This is a genomic window from Ochrobactrum sp. RH2CCR150 (assembly GCA_014138095.1).
Taxonomy (GTDB): Bacteria; Pseudomonadota; Alphaproteobacteria; order Rhizobiales; family Rhizobiaceae; genus Brucella; species Brucella gambitense.
Genome location: JACGXE010000002.1, coordinates 261,126 through 277,865 on the forward strand (window position 1 = coordinate 261,126; position 16,740 = coordinate 277,865).

Consider the following 16,740-nt stretch of genomic DNA (forward strand, 5'->3'; position numbering starts at 1 on the left):
GGAGCAGTCATGAAAGCCTTCTACGCTGTTGAGCAAAAGCGTCACGACCCGAAAGCCTTTCTTTCCAGCGGCGCGCCGAAGCCAAACCCCGAGCAACCGGAGCGCGTCGAGCGCCTGCTCTCCGGCGCGAAGGCTGCGGGCTGTGAGATTATCCGTCCGCACAATCACGGTCTTGGCCCGATAGCTGCCGTTCATACGCCGGAATATCTGGAGTTCTTACAGCACATCTATCCGCGTTGGCGGCGCATTGAGGAGGCTTCGGAAGAGGTCATTCCGAACATTCATCCGCTGGCGCGTGACGGTCGCTATCCGGCATCCGCCGTCGGGCAGGTCGGCTATCACATGGCCGATACGGCCTGCCCGATAGCCGAACACACATGGGAAAGCGTGTGCTGGAGTGCCTGGAGTGCGGTTGACGCCGCCGATGCGGTGCTTGCGGGCGAGGTGGCGGCCTATGCGCTCTGCCGTCCCCCGGGGCACCATGCCTTTGCCGATGTTGCCGGCGGCTTTTGTTTCGTCAATAATTCGGCGGTTGCGGCTCAGCGGCTACGCTCGAAGGCTGAACGCGTCGCAATCCTCGATGTCGATCTGCATCACGGTAACGGGACGCAAGGCATTTTCTATGCGCGTCCCGATGTGCTGACTGTCTCAATCCACGCCGATCCGCTGCGCTTCTATCCATTCTTCTGGGGCCATGCCGATGAACGCGGTGAAGGGGCTGGTCTTGGCTACAACCTCAATCTGCATCTGCCGCGCAAATCTGGCGATGACGAGTTCCTCGCGTCGCTCGATACGGCTTTCCGTCGTATAGAAGCTTTCGCGCCAGATGCGCTGGTGGTCGCGCTTGGTCTTGATCCGTTTGAGGGTGATCCATTCGGCGGATTGTCGGTTACCACTGGCGGTTTCGGACGCATTGCCGAAGCCATTGCGAAGCTTCGGCTGCCAACCGTCATCGTGCAGGAAGGTGGTTATCTTTGCGATGCGCTGGGTGACAATCTCACCGCTTTCCTGGGCGGCTATCAATCGGTAGCGCGATGAGCGGTCTTGTGACTTTTATCGGCGTCGTACATCCGTGGATGTGCGACGTCATGGGACATATGAATGTCCGGCACTACGCCGGGATGTTCGATGATGCGAGTTTTCAGCTCTTGGGCCACATAGCCGGGAAAATCCCGGATGAGGGTTTCGGTTGGGCGGATGTGCGCTCGACAATGGACTACAAAAAGGAAGTGCCCGCCGGGGACTTGCTGACGATCTGCTCTCAGGTGCTGAAAGTGGGGCGTTCATCAATCACGTTTCGCCAGATAATGGCTGGTTCGCTTGATGGGGACCTGCGCGCCATCAACGAGACAACGTCCGTCTGTTTCGACAAGATCGCGCGCCATTCACTTGAACTTGAGCCAGCAATGCGAGTGCGAGCGGAAGGGCTCATGTAGGACCACAATCTGATCGATTATCTGTGATGCCAGCCCAATCCGAAAGCCGTCGCTGCCTAGTCGTCGTCACCTTCTGCCCGGTCTCTGAGAATTTGCGCAGCTCTCGCCCGGTATTTCTCTTTTACGTCATCGGGAACGCCGCCGCTGACACTGGCGCCGCTGACAATTTTGCCAACGGCAGCGTCCCAGTCCAAATCAGGATCGGGGTTCTCATGCTCGAACAGCTGCTTGGCTAGCTCTTCGATCTCTAACTGCTTTTCAAGTTCGCCGCTCATGTTTTCCTCCAGCTGCAAAATATCTCTGATAGTTGGCACAACCACACCGCAACAGTCACCGTTTAAGGCAGTCGCCCGCTGCCATCTTCGTGATGGCGGACCATGTACTTGCGGATAAGCAAATCGAGCGCCTCTCTGGCTTCTGCCTCAGGCAGGTGGGCCTGAACGTGACCGTCAATCACGACGACTTCGCCGCTGAATTTATCGAAAACGGACCAGGTACGGTCGGCTTCCTGCCGGACCCCAAAACCATTCTCAATCATAGCATTCCTCCATGCTACTGCCCGCGCCGCCCGATTTCTTGCCTGTTGCTTGTTTCGCGTTTGACGCGTTCGAGAGACGCAACAGCCTTGCTCGCCACCGAAGTTCGGTTTGATAGAAATATCGGGCAAGCCCGCGCTAGCATCAGTCGCTGTAGTCTCATTGCAGATATAGTTAAACGAAATCGCGCGGGTTCCGTTCCGAGCAACAAATCATATTGCGTCTGAGCCAGAGGTGAGACGGTGGCCTTCGCGTTCAATCATCTAGTCTGGGTTGAACGCCGATATGGGTATTGCCCCATGTGGGATCGATGCCGTTATAGGTGTTGTACAGGCGGATACCGAGAGCTGCCAGGAGGATAACTCCCCCGAGCAAGACGATTGAGGCGAATAGCTTTTCAGAGTTCATGAGAGTTTATGTACGATTGTCCCGATCTGAAGGGTCGTTTGACATATTAGTGGTTGCTGGACTAGCTTCTAATGCGTGAAGCGACGAATCTAAGATCGATGCCCGCCTCTGTAACTTCCTCATATATATATGGAAATAATAATGGATAGTGCGGTGCTTTTCCTGCATGCACGCGGACGGTCGGCCGATGAGATCAGAAGTCTGGATTGGAGTAAAAATCCGATAGGGGAGCCGGATCATTGGCCGGCACCGCTCGTCACCGCAGTGCAAATGATGCTCGCGTCACACTTCCCAAAAGCAATTGTCTGGGGACCTGAGTATACGACAATCTATAATGATGGCTTTCGGCAAATTCTCGGCGAGAAAGAGAACTGCATGGGGGCGTCCTTCCGTGATATTTGGGCCGAAGTCTGGGATGAACTGGTGCCGATGATTGAGCGCGCCTATGACGGAGAAGCGACGTTTATAGAAGACTTTCCTTTGGTCATTGATCGCCATGGTTATTCTGAACAATGCTATTTTACATTCTGCTACAGCCCGATTTTCGATGAAAAGGGGCGCGTTGCCGGGATGATCGATACGGTCATCGAAACCACATCCAAAGTAGAATCCGAAAAACACGCGAAGATCCTGAACGCTGAGCTTGCACATCGCATAAAGAATACTTTCAGCGTGGTTTCGGCGATTGCGAGCCAGACCTTCAATAACAATGCTGATGATGATGTGATCCATAAGTTTACCCGGCGACTATTTGCGCTCGGTAACGCACATGATGTGCTTCGGCTTGGGAAAAGCTCGGAAGGTTCACTTCGGGAGATCGTGACAGGCATTACAAATGCGCTGGCTGTAAGTGATCGGGTCCAATTTGAAGGCAGGGATATTATGATCGGCCCGAAAGGGGCGTCCACGGTTTCGCTGCTTATCCACGAACTGACCACCAATGCGATCAAATATGGTGCGCTGTCTAACGAGGGTGGCCATGTCCAGTTGGAAGCAAAAGTCTCGAAGGGTCAGAGCGAGCCGACCCTGACCCTGTTCTGGGCTGAGATCGGTGGTCCGACTGTTATCGAACCGCAAAAGTCCGGCTTCGGTTCGAAGCTGATCAGAATGGGCCTTCTGGGCTCCGGTGAGGTCAAATCTGACTTCAGGCCTGAAGGCTTTTCAGCACAGTTTTCCGCCCCTCTCCGGCAGTTGCAGGGCGAGGGACGGCTCTTCGATTCCACTTAATAACGGTGCGGCGTGTTACGCACGGTCAGCGCACTTCGAGTACATCTCCGCTACGACGGTCAATTATGACACGCATATCGTTATCGTCTCGATCCAGGCCTCTGACGACGTAGGCATTACGGCGTCTGGAAACGCTTTCAACCTCATCCATACCTTCGTTGCGTGCAATTCTTGCTGCTCGACGTTCGCTGATTTCATCGCCGTAATCACGGCGATCACGGTGCATTCTGCGGTCATCGTCTGGATTGACCTGAATGCCGTTCGGTCCAATTTCAATGCTTTGCGCTTGTGCCGGGACAGTGGACACAAGTGCTGCCACTATCAGTGCTGCGATTGCCGAAAACCTGTACATGACGACTATCCATTATTTCGTTTAGCGCCCGCCGCAGTTATGAACGAGCTGACCAACTGCCGGTTCCAGATGTGACGGTCAACTCTCTTAACACCACGATACATTCAGTTGCTCTTCATATAGTTAGCTTGCTAATTAAATTAGGCGTCATGATCAAATAAAATGAACTGTTGAAGCGAAGATAGTGTGCTAATGCACCTCACCATCGATAGCAGTATGGAAATATTCAAAAGATGGAATGGATTCCGGTATTCTTGATCGCGTTCAAGGTTCTCGTGTTGGGCGCGGCCATGTTCTTCGCTATCAAGTTTCATTACGATGAAGATAAAAAGAAGAAGAATAACGAAAAGGGCGGGGCATAAGCCCCGCTTTAGCGCGCAGTTATTACACTTACCGGCAGACGCGGAGCGCTCCAATCCCTTGCCGACGCAGGTGCCGCTGGCTACAAGCGCAGCATGATTTCATTTCCTTGGTGGGTTGCCGTTCTCGTTATCATGTCGATCTATTGGCCGGTTACCGTGATGGTAGCGGCTGCGATAGTCATGACGGCGTTTCTCGGAACAAAGAACATTGGCTGGCGGATAGCCTGGATCGTGTTGGCGGCGCTGATCGTCGCGCCGGTCATTTGGTTTTACACGACACCATAAAGAAGGGCGCAGCCTGCGGGCGGCGAAAGAATTGGGAATGATTCGCGGCTGGAAGGTAAGGCGCCCGCGTCGGGTTCCTTAGCAATAACAGTGCATATTCTGGAGGCAGGTGAGGACATCTGTAAACCATCCATCAGTCTAAGCATCTGATATGATTTATATATGTCCTAAGTGGAGGATCGAATGGTGGGCGTAACAGGGATTGAACCTGTGACCCCTACAATGTCAATGTAGTGCTCTCCCGCTGAGCTATACGCCCATTCGATGTGCCGCATACACCATATCGCGTTGCGCCCGTCAATGGCCTTTTTTGAAGTTTTTTCGTCTTTTTGTTGAAGACTTTTCAAAAGCCCGGAAAACCGCGACCTGGCCGGTGATCGCCTTAGGCGGCGATCAACATTTTTTCGATTTCGTTCACCAGGTCGCGCAGGTGGAATGGCTTGGAAAGCACTTTCGCATCGCGCGGGGCGTCAGAATCAGGGTTCAAAGCGACGGCTGCGAATCCCGTAATGAACATTATTTTCAGGTCGGGGTCGATTTCCGTGGCGCGGCGCGCCAGTTCGATACCGTCCATTTCCGGCATAACGATGTCGGTCAGCAGCAGTGAGAACGGCTCTTCCTGCAGGCGTTCATAGGCGCTGGCGCCATTGTCGAAGTGTGTTACGTGATAGCCCGCCTTTTCCAGTGCCTTCACGAGGAAGCGGCGCATATCGTTATCGTCTTCAGCAAGAAGAATTCTTTTCATTGGTCCGTCCGAATTTCCCATCGTTCGCTCCAGTGCTCGGGCAGCGTGAACGATTCAATTTTCCACTCTAGAAAACGCTTCTTTGGTAAATATGAAATGAATGCTCGCGCGAATGTTAATTGTTATGGCATGCATTTGGCAACAACCTGTCATTTGTGACGGGATTGCCGCAGTTTTCGGTTCATGATCGAATTCGGCGCTACCTGTTGGTATTTGCACCGGCGCAGCGGTTGACGTAATTTGTCGAGCCCGGCGGCGTGCTGTGTCCAGCCACCGCAAAGATGATATGCATAGACGGATCAAAATATGAGTTTGGAGCGTGATTTCAGCCTGATACCGCCTTTCGAGGTGAATGCTCCGGCAGAGCAGCGAATTCCGTTCGTATTCAATTCGCCGCATAGCGGTCGCTATTATCCGCAATCTTTTCTGGAATTATCCCGTCTCGACAGTCTCAGCATCCGTCATTCGGAAGATTGTTATGTCGATGAGTTGTTTATCTCCGCCGTCCGACTCGGTGCGCCCTTGCTCAAGGCACATTTCCCGCGCGCTTTTCTTGATGTGAATCGCGAAGCCTACGAGCTTGATCCACGCATGTTCACCGAAACGCTGCCGCCGTTCACCAACAGCCAATCGGCGCGGGTTGCCGGCGGGCTGGGCACGGTGCCGCGTCTGGTGGGCGAGGGGCAGATGATCTATTCGGGGCGTATTCCGCTGGCCGAAGCCTTCTATCGCATTGAAGACCTCTACAAGCCTTACCACCGCACGCTTGAAGGCTTGCTGCAGTCGACTCGCGAGCGGTTTGGCTATGCGGTCCTGATCGATTGCCATTCGATGCCGGGTGGTGTGCGTCCGGGAGAAGTGGCTTCACGTCCTGATTTCATTATCGGTGACCGGTTCGGTCGTTCGTGCAGCGAGCGCCTCACGCAGGCGGCCATCGAGCTGTTGCGAGATCTGGGCTACACGGTCGCGCATAACAAGCCCTATGCGGGCGGTTTCATCACCGAACATTATGGCCGGCCCGCCGTTGCGTGCCACGCTTTGCAGATCGAGATTAATCGCAGTCTCTATGTAAATGAGCAATCGCTGCACAAGCTCACGGGTTTCGACACATTATGTGGTGATCTGCATCAGTTCCTGAGCGACCTCACATCCTTGCCGGATGATCTGTTTATCGCGCCCCCGCTTGCTGCCGAATGAGGTGTTCGGCGGCATGTCGCACAAATGCGACAAGCCCATGGTAAGTATAAGAAATTCAATTTAGCAGGCAGATAAAAAGAGCCGCGCTCGAACAATACGAACGCGGCCAAAGACTAGGGAGGAAATGCCCCGAAAGGCATCGACAGGAAGACCTGTCTGATCTTTAAGTTACGCGCGAAAGGTGCTTGCGTCAAGAAAATGCGCATATTTTTTGGGCGGATATTTTCTTGCTCAATAATTGAGCAAAATTAGCATGGATGCACAAGTTGCAGCCATGTCTTGGAAACAGGAGAATGGGGTTGCTCATCGACAAGGCATTTTTTTCCGAAGTGGCAGCGGCGGCAGCAGCTGAAACTTTGCCGCGTTTTCGTCAATTGAACGAGGTGGACAACAAATACAGCGTCGGATTCGACCCTGTCACCGAAGCGGACCGCGCTGCGGAAAGGGCGATTCGTGCCGTCATTGGGCACCGCTACCCGGAGCACGGCATTCTGGGTGAGGAATACGGCCCGGAAAATACCGACCGCAGCCATGTCTGGGTTATCGACCCCATAGACGGCACGCGCGCCTTTATATCCGGTCTGCCGGTCTGGGGCACGCTGGTCGGCCTGACAGTGGATGGCGATGCCCGCGCCGGGATGATGTCACAGCCTTTCACGGGTGAGCTGTTCTACAGCGACGGCGAAGGCGCCTATTTGCTGCGCGAAGGTGACGGTGAGGAGCCGCGCCGTCTTTCCGTGCGCAAAGGTGCGACCTTGGCGGATGCGACGCTGTTCACGACGACGCCAGCGATGTTCAAAGGAGATAACCGCAAAGGGTTTGACCGGCTTGAAAGCGCCGTGCGCTTGTCGCGCTATGGTGTCGATTGCTACGCTTTTGCAATGCTCGCAGGCGGTTATGTCGATATTGTCGTCGAGGCTGGTTTGCAGCCTTACGATATCGTGGCGCTCATCCCGATCATCGAGCAGGCGGGTGGCGTGATCACACGTCGCGATGGCGGCCCTGCCGAAGAGGCTGGTGATATCGTCGCAGCAGCAACGCCGGAACTGCACAAGGCTGCGCTTGATTTGCTGAATGACTAAAACATTTCGGGGGATCGGCCTGTCGGGCCGGTTCCCCCGTTCCTGCCTGTCAGACGCCGGAAAATTCTGGCTCGATGGTTTCCGGCATGGTTTCGACATCCGACGATCCGGGAATGAAGGCGTCGAATGCGGCCCAGAGCTGCTCGCGATAGAAATCGGCTTCCTGCAACAATTCGTGGCGTCCGCCGTCGATGGTAATCAGTGAAACATTGCGCGTGCGCGCCGCAAAACGCTCAAGCACCGGCGTCGACACAACACGTTCGTCACCCGCTGCAATGATCAGCACAGGCACACTGGGGCTTTCCTCATAAAAATCCGGCTGATTGATGCGGCGCGCCGTTTCAAGCGCACCCCACACCCAGCGCACAGTCGGTCCGCCTAGCGCCAGATCGGGGAAGAGGCGTGTGATTTCCGTGTTGCGCATAAAACGCGCCGGATCGCTGGTCAGCGGATTTCCTGCAAAGGGTCGCGCAGTCAGCCTTTTCCCACCAGAGGCATAGAGCGTTCCAAGCCCGATGCGTCGCAGCGTGGCAGCCAGGCGGCGCACGACATCGTCGCTCAATTTCTGTGTGGCGAGGCCCATGAAAGGCGCGCACAGCACCATGCGCGTGATGCGGGACGACAGGCTGCCCATTGAAGCCAGCGCCACCATGGCGCCGGAAGAATGGCCGAGAATATAGAAGGGCGGCGGGCAATCGGGCAGAACGATATCTGTCAAAAAATGATCCAGATCTTCCTGATAATCATCGAAACTGCGGACATAGCCGCGAAGCCTGTCGCGCAGCAGCCGGTGAGAGCCGCCCTGGCCGCGCCAGTCGAAGGTGGCGGCAACAAAGCCGCGTGCCGTCAGCTCGCTCATCGTCTCGAAATATTTTTCGATGAATTCGTTTCGACCTTGCAGCACGATGACCGTGCCGCGCACCGGGCCTGATTCCGGCTTCAGAATGCTATAACGCAAAGTTCTGTCGGGATAATCCGAATGGCTCGTAAAAAAGCCGGACCGTATGCCATGCGGAATCGGATTCGCATCGGTTTCGAACAGTAGTTCCGACATCCGTTGCGCAGCCTTTCCCGAATGATAATGCCCTGATCGTCTCGAGTATTATGCGCGAAGTGATGATAAAAAGTAACCGGAAGTTCGCGAGCGAACTTCCGGCCAAAGGATCGTCAGGTGCAAGGGACGTTGCGGCCAGACGTTCCGACTTCTCAAATGTTTAGTAGCCGCCCGGGCGACGTTCGCCGACGATACGGCCGGAAAAGGCATCGACCATAACGATGACGCGACGACCATTCGGACGTGTGGCGCGGACCATATAGGTGTCGCGATCCCGGCGCATGTCGCCGACTGCATAGCCGCGGCGTTCCAGCATGCGGGTGACTTCACGCGGGCGCAGCGTATCGCGATTACCCCAGTCGGGGCGACGATCCGGGCGGCCATAGCCGGGCGGCGGAGGTGGTGCATCCGGGCGCGGCGGGCGTGGGCGATAACCATCATTGTTGTCGTAATACTGAACCTGGACGCGCAAACCCGAGCTGTCAGCGAGGGAAGGGGTCGCAAAGCCGGTAGCGACGGTAGCAAGTGCGGCAAAAGCGAGAACAGCTTTTTTCATAACCGTGATCCTTAATAAAACCTGCCGAGCGACAGGCATGACGGGACATGTATTAGCCCCAAGCAGATGAACGCTCGCGGAAGATGATGTTCATTTTGGGTTCACTGTGCGGTTGCTCCCAAAAATGTAGGCCGCTACGGATCAGGAGTTGTTACGCGAAGTGACATGCCGTGTAGGCGAGGCTGGCGGGATTGTTGTTTGAGAGCACTCTTGAAAAGCAAAACAGCCATTCCCAAATGAGTTTTGCGGTCGCCAAAAAGGGGCCGCCGGCATCAAGGAATTCGCCAATAAGGGAGTTTCGCCGCCATGCATGATCCCGAAGCCGCAGGTCGGTTTTTGGAAAGGATTATGCGGAACCATGCATCATGTCGCTCTGAAGGAGGGCTAACACATGCGTCACGTAGATTTTTCCCCGCTCTATCGTTCCACGGTTGGTTTCGACCGGCTTTTCACCATGCTTGATTCGCTCGCTTCGCCGGAGGGCACACAGTCCTATCCGCCGTATAATATTGAGCGCACGGGTGAGAACACCTATCGCATCACCATGGCCGTTGCGGGCTTTTCCGAAAGCGAACTTGAAATCGAAGCCCATCGCAACCAGCTGACCGTAAAGGGCCAGAAGGCTGACGAAAAGGCATCCGATATCGGTGAAGTGCTTTATCGCGGTATAGCTTCGCGTGCTTTCGAGCGCCGCTTCCAGCTTGCTGATTTTGTCGAAGTCGCTGGTGCAAGCCTCAAGAATGGCCTTCTGCACATCGACCTCAAGCGCGAGATTCCTGAACAGATGAAGCCGCGCAAGATCGAAGTCGCCAAGGCTGGTTCCGACAGCGCTCAGCAGATCGAAGCCAAAACCGCGCACTAATCGCGGATAAGCCTATAGAAATAAGAAAGGCGGCGCTTTGCAGCGCCGCCTTTTCTTTATGGTGCGTATGGATCAGATACTCAGGCGATCATGTCGCCGAACCGGTCCACATCTTCTTCCGTGTTGGCGAAGCTGGTCACAAAGCGGGCGAAAATCTCGCCCTCACCAATGCGGTTTTCTTCCGAATGTGGCGGGTTCCAGTCGTAGAAGATCGCTCCGGCATTGCGCAGGCGGTCATAGACCGACTGTTTCATGATGGCGAAAACTTCATTGGCTTCCGGCTTCCAGGCAATGCGCATCTGGCTGGACGCGTTAACGTGGCCTGCAAGCCGGGTAGCCAGCGTATTGGAATGACGCGCGAGTTCCAGCCACAGATCATCTTGCAGGTAGGCATCGAATTGTGCTGCCACAAAACGGGTCTTGGAAAAGAGCTGCGCTGCGCGCTTGCGAATGAACGGCAGATCCTTTGCGCGCGCCGGGTCCATGAAGACCAGCGCTTCCGCGCACCAGCAGCCATTCTTAGTGCCGCCGAAGGAGACGATATCGACGCCCTGCTTCCATGTCATTTCGGCTGGTGTCAGGCCGAGCGTGACCAGAGCATTGGCGAAACGTGCGCCATCCATGTGAAGCGGCAGACCAGAATCGCGGCAGATTTTCGAAATGGTGGCGATTTGTTGCGGTTGATAGAGCGTGCCGACTTCCGTAGCCTGCGTGATGCTGACGGCCATTGGCTGTCCGGCATGGACGAAAGCCGGGTTGAAGCGCTTCAATTCCCGCTTGAGCAGTTCAGGGTCGATCCGGCCGAGCGCACCGTCAATGGGATGAAGACGTGCGCCGCCGGTGAAATATTCAGGCGCGCCGCATTCATCTTCGATGACATGCGCTTCGCGATGCACCAGCGAAACGCCACCCGGACGGTTGACGCTGGCCAGTGCCAGCGAGTTCGCGGCTGTGCCGGTGCCGACGAAGAAGACGGCAACTTCGCGCTCGAAGACTTCATTGAAGCGCTGCTCAACACGCTTGTCGAGTTCGCTTGCGCCATAGGCGGCGGCAAAACCGGCTGCGTGCAGCGAAAGGCTTTCTGCTATTTTCGGATGGGCGCCCGCCCAGTTGTCTGATGCAAAATGCACGTGTTCCTCCAGATGGGTTAAATGGGCTTAGGCTCAGTTGATGTCTCTATAACCTGTCTGACAGAAGCGGTTAAGGCCCGGCTTACGCGAAAAATGTCATCAGTATGCCTATTTTATAGGCAATGGCACTGTGAACAAAAGCGCGCCAAACTGACGCAATGGCGGCTAAACGCAATTAAAATCCAGTAAAATCACAGCTTTTGATATTTTATTACGGAAGTTGCTGAGAAAAATTGCGTTTCCATCTTGTGAGGCAATTTGAATTCTGTCATACGTAATTAGGACAGCAATGCTGTCCAATTAAAAGCTGATGCAGGCGGAAAACACGGATAGAACCGTGCCGTCGGTTTCAGAAATAAAAGCGCTGTGCTGGCAGGCCAATGGCTTGACGGTCACCGGCGCTCCGACTGTGACAGGGAGTTTCGAGTGCGCCATCATCTGGCGGGCTGGATATCGTCTGTCCGAGCCTGATGAGAATAAGGCGCTAAACATCGTTCCTCGCACCGGCTTTGCCCGCTTGGCCTTGCCATTTGCCCGGAACCTCGTCCAACGCCTTGTCGATAAGGCTTTCCATAGAATGAACACACCAGCGAGATGGTTGTCACTATCTCGGTATATAATGATCGCGCGCCTCATGAAGAGGGCCAAACGGAGGGAATGACGATGACGCATTTGACGCCATCTGTATCGAATGTGGTTTCTCACAACGTACAGAACGGAACGGTCAAAGCTGCGACGACCGCTTCCACCCGAACGACGCGAAAAACTAAGGCGGCGGGTGTCCCGCCAGCTCAAGGACTCTACGATCCGCGCAACGAGCATGATGCATGCGGCGTTGGCTTCATTGCCCATATGAAGGGCAAGAAGTCGCATGAGGTCGTGGAAAACGGCCTGAAGATGCTCGAAAACCTTACCCATCGCGGCGCCGTTGGCGCTGATCCGCTGATGGGCGACGGCGCAGGCATTCTCGTACAGATTCCAGATCGCTTTTTCCGTGAGGAAATGGCGCGTCAGGGTATCGACCTGCCGCAGCCAGGCCATTATGGCGTGGGCTATCTGTTCATGCCGCGCGACGCCCAGCTGCGCGCTCATGCCGAAGAAATCGTCAAGGAAGTGATCGCTGCCGAAGGCCAGCAGTTCATCGGCTTCCGTGAAGTGCCAGTCGACAATTCATCCTTGTCGAAGGCGCCGGATATTGCCGCGACCGAACCTTTCCACGTCCAGGTCTTCATCGGTCGCAACCCGATGCTGGAAACCGACGATGAGTTCGAGCGCCGCCTGTTCGTGCTGCGCAAAGTCATTTCCAACCGCATCTATCAGGAAAACGACGGCAACGATAACGGCTTCTACGTTGTTTCCATGTCGGCGCGCACGGTCGTCTATAAGGGCATGTTCCTGGCTTATCAGGTCGGCAGCTATTATAAGGACCTGCGCGATCCGCGCTTTGAAAGCGCGGTGGCGCTGGTTCACCAGCGTTTCTCGACCAACACCTTCCCGTCCTGGCGTCTGGCTCACCCGTACCGCATGGTCGCGCATAACGGCGAAATCAACACGCTGCGCGGCAATGTGAACTGGATGGCGGCGCGTCAGGCTTCGGTCGACTCGGAACTGTTCGGCAACGACATTTCCAAGCTGTGGCCTATTTCCTACGAAGGCCAGTCGGATACGGCCTGCTTCGACAATGCGCTGGAATTCCTGCATCAGGGCGGCTACAGCCTCGCTCATGCGATGATGATGCTGATCCCCGAAGCATGGTCCGGCAACAAGCTGATGTCGGATGATCGCCGCGCATTCTACGAATATCATGCTGCTTTGATGGAGCCATGGGACGGCCCTGCCGCCGTGGCCTTCACGGATGGTCGCCAGATCGGCGCAACGCTGGACCGTAATGGCTTGCGTCCGGCCCGCTACATCGTGACCGACGATGATTTCGTCATTCTGGCTTCGGAAGCTGGCGTTCTGCCGGTAGAAGAAAAGAAGGTCGTCAAGAAGTGGCGTCTTCAGCCGGGCCGCATGCTGCTCATCGATATGGAAGAGGGCCGCATCGTTTCCGATGAGGAAATCAAGTCGCAGATCGCGCAGAAGCATCCCTACAAGCAGTGGCTTGGCAACACCCAGCTCATTCTGGAAGACCTTAGCCCGGTCGAACCGCGTGCGCTGCGCAAGGATGTGAGCCTGCTCGACCGTCAGCAGGCCTTCGGTTACAGCCAGGAAGACACCAAGCTTCTGATGTCCCCGATGGCGACCACCGGTCAGGAAGCTATCGGTTCGATGGGCACGGATACGCCGATTTCGGCCATGTCCGACAAGTCGAAGATGCTGTTCACCTATTTCAAGCAGAACTTCGCGCAGGTCACCAACCCGCCGATTGATCCAATCCGTGAAGAACTGGTGATGAGCCTCGTCTCCTTCATCGGCCCGCGCCCCAACATTTTCGACCTTATCGGCAACTCGCGCCGCAAGCGTCTGGAAGTGCGCCAGCCGATCCTGACCAATGGCGATCTGGAAAAGATCCGCTCCATCGGTCACACGGAAGATCGTTTCGACACCAAGACCCTCGACATCACCTATAATACAGGTGAGGGCGCAGCTGGCATGCATGGCGCCATCGAGCGTCTGTGCGACCGTGCCGAAGCGGCTGTTCATGGCGGCTACAACATCGTTATTCTGTCCGACCGTCAGGTTGGTCCGGACCGCATTCCGATCCCAGCTCTGCTGGCGACGGCTGCCGTACATCACCATCTGATCCGCAAGGGTCTGCGGACTTCGGTCGGCCTCGTGGTCGAATCGGGTGAACCGCGCGAAGTGCACCATTTCGCTTGCCTCGCAGGCTATGGCGCCGAAGCGATCAACCCGTATCTCGCCTTCGATACGCTGCTCGACATGCATCGCCGCCGCGAATTCCCGCCGGAAGTTGACGAGTATGAAGTGGTCAAGCGCTACATCAAGTCGATCGGCAAGGGTATTCTCAAGGTCATGTCCAAGATGGGCATCTCGACCTACCAGTCCTATTGCGGCGCGCAGATTTTCGACGCTGTCGGCTTGCAGTCGAGCTTTGTCGACAAGTTCTTCTTCGGCACGGCCACCAGCATCGAAGGTGTTGGTCTGGACGAAATCGCCGAAGAAACGGTGCGCCGTCACACCGATGCTTTCGGTAACGACCCGGTTCTGCTGACCTCGCTGGAAGTCGGCGGTGAATATGCCTACCGCATGCGCGGTGAAGCACATCTGTGGTCGCCGGACGCGGTTGCCAAGCTGCAGCATGCAGTGCGCACCTCGAACCCGGATACGTTCACCGAATATACGAGCATGCTCGACTCCAAGTCGGCGCAGGCCAAGACCATTCGCGGCCTGTTCGATATCCGCTTTGCCGGGGATCGCGGTCTCAAGCCGGTTTCCATCGATGAAGTTGAACCGGCGGTCGATATCGTCAAGCGCTTCTCGACCGGTGCCATGTCCTTCGGCTCGATCAGCCGTGAGGCGCATACCACGCTGGCGCGGGCGATGAACGCCATTGGCGGCAAGTCGAACACGGGTGAGGGTGGCGAAGAGCCGGATCGCTTCTATCCGCTGCCGGACGGCACGCCGAACCCGGAACGCTCTGCGATCAAGCAGGTTGCTTCGGGCCGTTTCGGTGTCACGACGGAATATCTCGTCAACTCCGATCTGATCCAGATCAAGGTTGCGCAGGGTGCAAAGCCAGGCGAAGGCGGCCAGCTGCCGGGTCACAAGGTTGATGCGACCATCGCGAAAACCCGCCACTCGACCCCGGGCGTTGGCCTCATTTCGCCACCGCCGCACCATGACATCTATTCGATCGAAGATCTGGCGCAGCTGATCTACGATCTGAAGAACGTCAATCCGGCTGCCGATATTTCGGTCAAGCTGGTATCGGAAGTGGGTGTCGGCACGGTTGCGGCCGGTGTTGCCAAGGCACGCGCCGACCACATTACAGTGTCGGGTTATGATGGGGGCACGGGCGCTTCGCCGCTCACCTCGCTGAAGCATGCCGGTAGCCCATGGGAAATCGGCCTTGCCGAAACCCACCAGACGCTGGTGTTGAACGGGCTTCGCTCCCGCGTGGCCTTGCAGGTCGATGGTGGCCTCAGGACCGGCCGCGACGTGGTGATTGGTGCGCTGCTCGGTGCCGACGAATTCGGCTTCTCGACAGCGCCGCTGATTGCCGCCGGCTGCATCATGATGCGCAAGTGCCATCTCAACACCTGCCCGGTGGGCGTGGCGACGCAGGACCCGGTTCTGCGCAAGCGCTTCAAGGGCACGCCGGAACATGTCATCAACTTCTTCTTCTATCTGGCGGAAGAAGTGCGTGCGCTGCTGGCTTCGATGGGCTTCACAAAGCTGGAACAGATCATCGGCGAGACCGAGCTTCTGGAAAAGCAGGTGATGATCGACCATTGGAAGGCCAAGGGCCTCGATTTCAGCCGCATCTTCTACAAGCCAGAGGCTGAGAAGCATGAGATCTACTGGACGGAGCGTCAGCATCATCCGATTGAGGACGTTCTGGACCGTAAGCTGATCGCTGAAGCCATGCCTGCGCTCGAAGAACGCAAGCCCGTCAAGATCGACATCGGCATCAAGAATGTCGACCGTTCTGCCGGTGCCATGCTGTCGGGCGAAGTTGCCAAGCGGTTCCGCCACAAGGGCCTGCCGGATGAAACCATCGCTGTTACGCTTCGCGGCACGGCTGGCCAGTCCTTCGGCGCATTCCTCGCGCGCGGTATCTCGTTCGAACTGATCGGCGATGGCAACGACTATGTCGGCAAGGGGCTTTCGGGTGGCCGCATCGTTATCCGCCCGCCGGAAGATACGCGTATCGTCGCCGAAGATTCCATCATCGTCGGCAATACGGTGCTCTACGGTGCGCTTGAAGGCGAGTGCTACTTCCGCGGCGTTGCAGGCGAGCGTTTCGCCGTCCGCAACTCTGGCGCGGTCACGGTTGTCGAAGGCGTGGGCGATCACGGTTGTGAATACATGACCGGCGGTGTCGTCGTGGTTATCGGTCAGACGGGTCGCAATTTCGCGGCGGGCATGTCAGGCGGTGTCGCCTATGTGCTTGACGAGGAAGGCGATTTCGCCCAGCGCTGCAATATGGCAATGGTCGAACTGGAGCCGGTTCCGGAAGAAGACGACATTCTCGAAAAGCTGCATCACCATGGCGGTGATCTCATGCATAAGGGCCGTGTGGACGTTTCGGCCAATATGACCCATCATGATGAGGAACGTCTGGTGCAGCTGATCGCCAACCACCTGCATTACACAGGCTCGACACGGGCGAAGGATATTCTCGACAATTGGGAGAGCTATCGTCCCAAATTCGTGAAGGTCATGCCGGTCGAATACCGTCGCGCTCTGGAAGAGATGGAGCGCATGCAGATCGGTGTCGCGGCTGAGTGATCCTGACAAGCGGAGCCCGACCTTCGGGTCGGGCGCCCTTCGCCATATGAAGAGATAACAACGCTCTGTCATGCCTGCGCGTTAAAGAATGAC

General features: G+C 56.2%; 16 protein-coding genes and 1 tRNA gene. 9 read left to right on the forward strand and 8 right to left on the reverse strand.

All coding sequences use genetic code 11. The features are described from left to right. Window positions 1-9: 9 nt before the first annotated feature. Both FHW03_RS04895 and FHW03_RS04900 read left to right on the forward strand, forming a co-directional pair. Window positions 10-1,038 carry a histone deacetylase family protein gene (locus FHW03_RS04895; protein WP_182519612.1) on the forward strand — a complete coding sequence of 343 codons (1,029 nt, stop codon included), beginning with the start codon at window positions 10-12 and terminating at the stop codon, window positions 1,036-1,038. Next, a complete protein-coding gene (locus FHW03_RS04900; protein WP_182519613.1) occupies window positions 1,035-1,436 on the forward strand; it encodes an acyl-CoA thioesterase in 402 nt (133 codons plus the stop codon). Before FHW03_RS04895 ends, FHW03_RS04900 begins: the two co-directional genes overlap by 4 nt. Window positions 1,437-1,492: 56 nt before the next feature. Here FHW03_RS04900 and FHW03_RS04905 read toward each other — a convergent pair whose 3' ends face one another. Together FHW03_RS04905 and FHW03_RS04910 are read right to left on the reverse strand one after the other, a co-directional pair. Continuing rightward, window positions 1,493-1,711, reverse strand: a complete 219-nt coding sequence (locus tag FHW03_RS04905) for a hypothetical protein (RefSeq protein ID WP_182519614.1) — start codon at window positions 1,709-1,711, stop codon at window positions 1,493-1,495. Between the two features lie 62 nt (window positions 1,712-1,773). After that, window positions 1,774-1,974: a hypothetical protein gene (locus tag FHW03_RS04910; RefSeq protein ID WP_182519615.1), complete on the reverse strand. Its 201-nt coding sequence runs from the start codon at window positions 1,972-1,974 to the stop codon at window positions 1,774-1,776. 547 nt (window positions 1,975-2,521) lie between these two features. Between FHW03_RS04910 and FHW03_RS04915 the strand changes: the two genes are divergently transcribed. Further along, a complete protein-coding gene (locus tag FHW03_RS04915) occupies window positions 2,522-3,607 on the forward strand; it encodes a PAS domain-containing sensor histidine kinase (protein WP_182519616.1) in 1,086 nt (361 codons plus the stop codon). A 25-nt stretch (window positions 3,608-3,632) separates the two neighbouring features. On the opposite strand, the gene FHW03_RS04920 is transcribed toward FHW03_RS04915, so the two are convergent. Further along, window positions 3,633-3,959 carry a PepSY domain-containing protein gene (locus tag FHW03_RS04920; RefSeq protein WP_182519617.1) on the reverse strand — a complete coding sequence of 109 codons (327 nt, stop codon included), beginning with the start codon at window positions 3,957-3,959 and terminating at the stop codon, window positions 3,633-3,635. A gap of 233 nt (window positions 3,960-4,192) precedes the next feature. Between FHW03_RS04920 and FHW03_RS26015 the strand changes: the two genes are divergently transcribed. Beyond that, window positions 4,193-4,321, forward strand: a complete 129-nt coding sequence (locus FHW03_RS26015) for a hypothetical protein (protein ID WP_280992578.1) — start codon at window positions 4,193-4,195, stop codon at window positions 4,319-4,321. A gap of 93 nt (window positions 4,322-4,414) precedes the next feature. Beyond that, window positions 4,415-4,606, forward strand: a complete 192-nt coding sequence (locus FHW03_RS04925; protein WP_182519618.1) for a hypothetical protein — start codon at window positions 4,415-4,417, stop codon at window positions 4,604-4,606. 184 nt (window positions 4,607-4,790) lie between these two features. On the opposite strand, the gene FHW03_RS04930 is transcribed toward FHW03_RS04925, so the two are convergent. Together FHW03_RS04930 and cpdR are read right to left on the reverse strand one after the other, a co-directional pair. Further along, window positions 4,791-4,865, reverse strand: a tRNA-Val gene (locus FHW03_RS04930). A gap of 123 nt (window positions 4,866-4,988) precedes the next feature. Beyond that, window positions 4,989-5,351 (reverse strand): cell cycle two-component system response regulator CpdR, encoded by a 363-nt coding sequence (gene cpdR / locus FHW03_RS04935; protein ID WP_002966536.1) that lies wholly within the window; start codon window positions 5,349-5,351, stop codon window positions 4,989-4,991. A gap of 306 nt (window positions 5,352-5,657) precedes the next feature. On the opposite strand from cpdR, the gene FHW03_RS04940 reads away from it, so the two are divergent. Continuing rightward, a complete protein-coding gene (locus FHW03_RS04940) occupies window positions 5,658-6,548 on the forward strand; it encodes an N-formylglutamate amidohydrolase (protein ID WP_182519619.1) in 891 nt (296 codons plus the stop codon). A 299-nt stretch (window positions 6,549-6,847) separates the two neighbouring features. After that, window positions 6,848-7,630, forward strand: coding sequence for a histidinol-phosphatase (gene hisN / locus FHW03_RS04945; protein WP_182520052.1), 783 nt, complete (start codon window positions 6,848-6,850; stop codon window positions 7,628-7,630). A 49-nt stretch (window positions 7,631-7,679) separates the two neighbouring features. Here the strand turns inward: hisN and FHW03_RS04950 are convergent, their stop codons facing one another. Together FHW03_RS04950 and FHW03_RS04955 are read right to left on the reverse strand one after the other, a co-directional pair. Beyond that, complete coding sequence (locus tag FHW03_RS04950; protein ID WP_182519620.1) at window positions 7,680-8,684, reverse strand: alpha/beta hydrolase; 1,005 nt, start codon at window positions 8,682-8,684, stop codon at window positions 7,680-7,682. A 160-nt stretch (window positions 8,685-8,844) separates the two neighbouring features. Next, window positions 8,845-9,240 carry a PepSY domain-containing protein gene (locus FHW03_RS04955; protein WP_078339241.1) on the reverse strand — a complete coding sequence of 132 codons (396 nt, stop codon included), beginning with the start codon at window positions 9,238-9,240 and terminating at the stop codon, window positions 8,845-8,847. Window positions 9,241-9,631: 391 nt separating this feature from the next. Here FHW03_RS04955 and FHW03_RS04960 point away from each other — a divergent pair, with 391 nt between their 5' ends. Continuing rightward, entirely contained in the window at window positions 9,632-10,102 is a 471-nt protein-coding gene (locus tag FHW03_RS04960) for an Hsp20 family protein (protein WP_182519621.1), read from the forward strand. Between the two features lie 80 nt (window positions 10,103-10,182). Here the strand turns inward: FHW03_RS04960 and FHW03_RS04965 are convergent, their stop codons facing one another. After that, window positions 10,183-11,232 (reverse strand): low specificity L-threonine aldolase, encoded by a 1,050-nt coding sequence (locus FHW03_RS04965; RefSeq protein ID WP_182519622.1) that lies wholly within the window; start codon window positions 11,230-11,232, stop codon window positions 10,183-10,185. A 663-nt stretch (window positions 11,233-11,895) separates the two neighbouring features. Between FHW03_RS04965 and gltB the strand changes: the two genes are divergently transcribed. Next, on the forward strand, window positions 11,896-16,647 hold the full coding sequence (gltB, locus tag FHW03_RS04970; protein ID WP_182519623.1) for a glutamate synthase large subunit: 4,752 nt from the start codon (window positions 11,896-11,898) through the stop codon (window positions 16,645-16,647). Window positions 16,648-16,740 lie beyond the last annotated feature (93 nt).

Coding starts and splice junctions, on each gene's coding strand:
- cpdR (WP_002966536.1), bottom strand. CDS start 5,351: ATGAAAAGAATTCTTCTTGCTGAAGACGATAACGATATGCGCCGCTTC.
- gltB (WP_182519623.1), top strand. CDS start 11,896: ATGACGCATTTGACGCCATCTGTATCGAATGTGGTTTCTCACAACGTA.
- FHW03_RS04895 (WP_182519612.1), top strand. CDS start 10: ATGAAAGCCTTCTACGCTGTTGAGCAAAAGCGTCACGACCCGAAAGCC.
- FHW03_RS04925 (WP_182519618.1), top strand. CDS start 4,415: ATGATTTCATTTCCTTGGTGGGTTGCCGTTCTCGTTATCATGTCGATC.
- FHW03_RS04950 (WP_182519620.1), bottom strand. CDS start 8,684: ATGTCGGAACTACTGTTCGAAACCGATGCGAATCCGATTCCGCATGGC.
- FHW03_RS04960 (WP_182519621.1), top strand. CDS start 9,632: ATGCGTCACGTAGATTTTTCCCCGCTCTATCGTTCCACGGTTGGTTTC.
- FHW03_RS04910 (WP_182519615.1), bottom strand. CDS start 1,974: ATGATTGAGAATGGTTTTGGGGTCCGGCAGGAAGCCGACCGTACCTGG.
- FHW03_RS04940 (WP_182519619.1), top strand. CDS start 5,658: ATGAGTTTGGAGCGTGATTTCAGCCTGATACCGCCTTTCGAGGTGAAT.
- FHW03_RS04920 (WP_182519617.1), bottom strand. CDS start 3,959: ATGTACAGGTTTTCGGCAATCGCAGCACTGATAGTGGCAGCACTTGTG.
- FHW03_RS04955 (WP_078339241.1), bottom strand. CDS start 9,240: ATGAAAAAAGCTGTTCTCGCTTTTGCCGCACTTGCTACCGTCGCTACC.
- FHW03_RS04900 (WP_182519613.1), top strand. CDS start 1,035: ATGAGCGGTCTTGTGACTTTTATCGGCGTCGTACATCCGTGGATGTGC.
- FHW03_RS04915 (WP_182519616.1), top strand. CDS start 2,522: ATGGATAGTGCGGTGCTTTTCCTGCATGCACGCGGACGGTCGGCCGAT.
- FHW03_RS04905 (WP_182519614.1), bottom strand. CDS start 1,711: ATGAGCGGCGAACTTGAAAAGCAGTTAGAGATCGAAGAGCTAGCCAAG.
- FHW03_RS26015 (WP_280992578.1), top strand. CDS start 4,193: ATGGAATGGATTCCGGTATTCTTGATCGCGTTCAAGGTTCTCGTGTTG.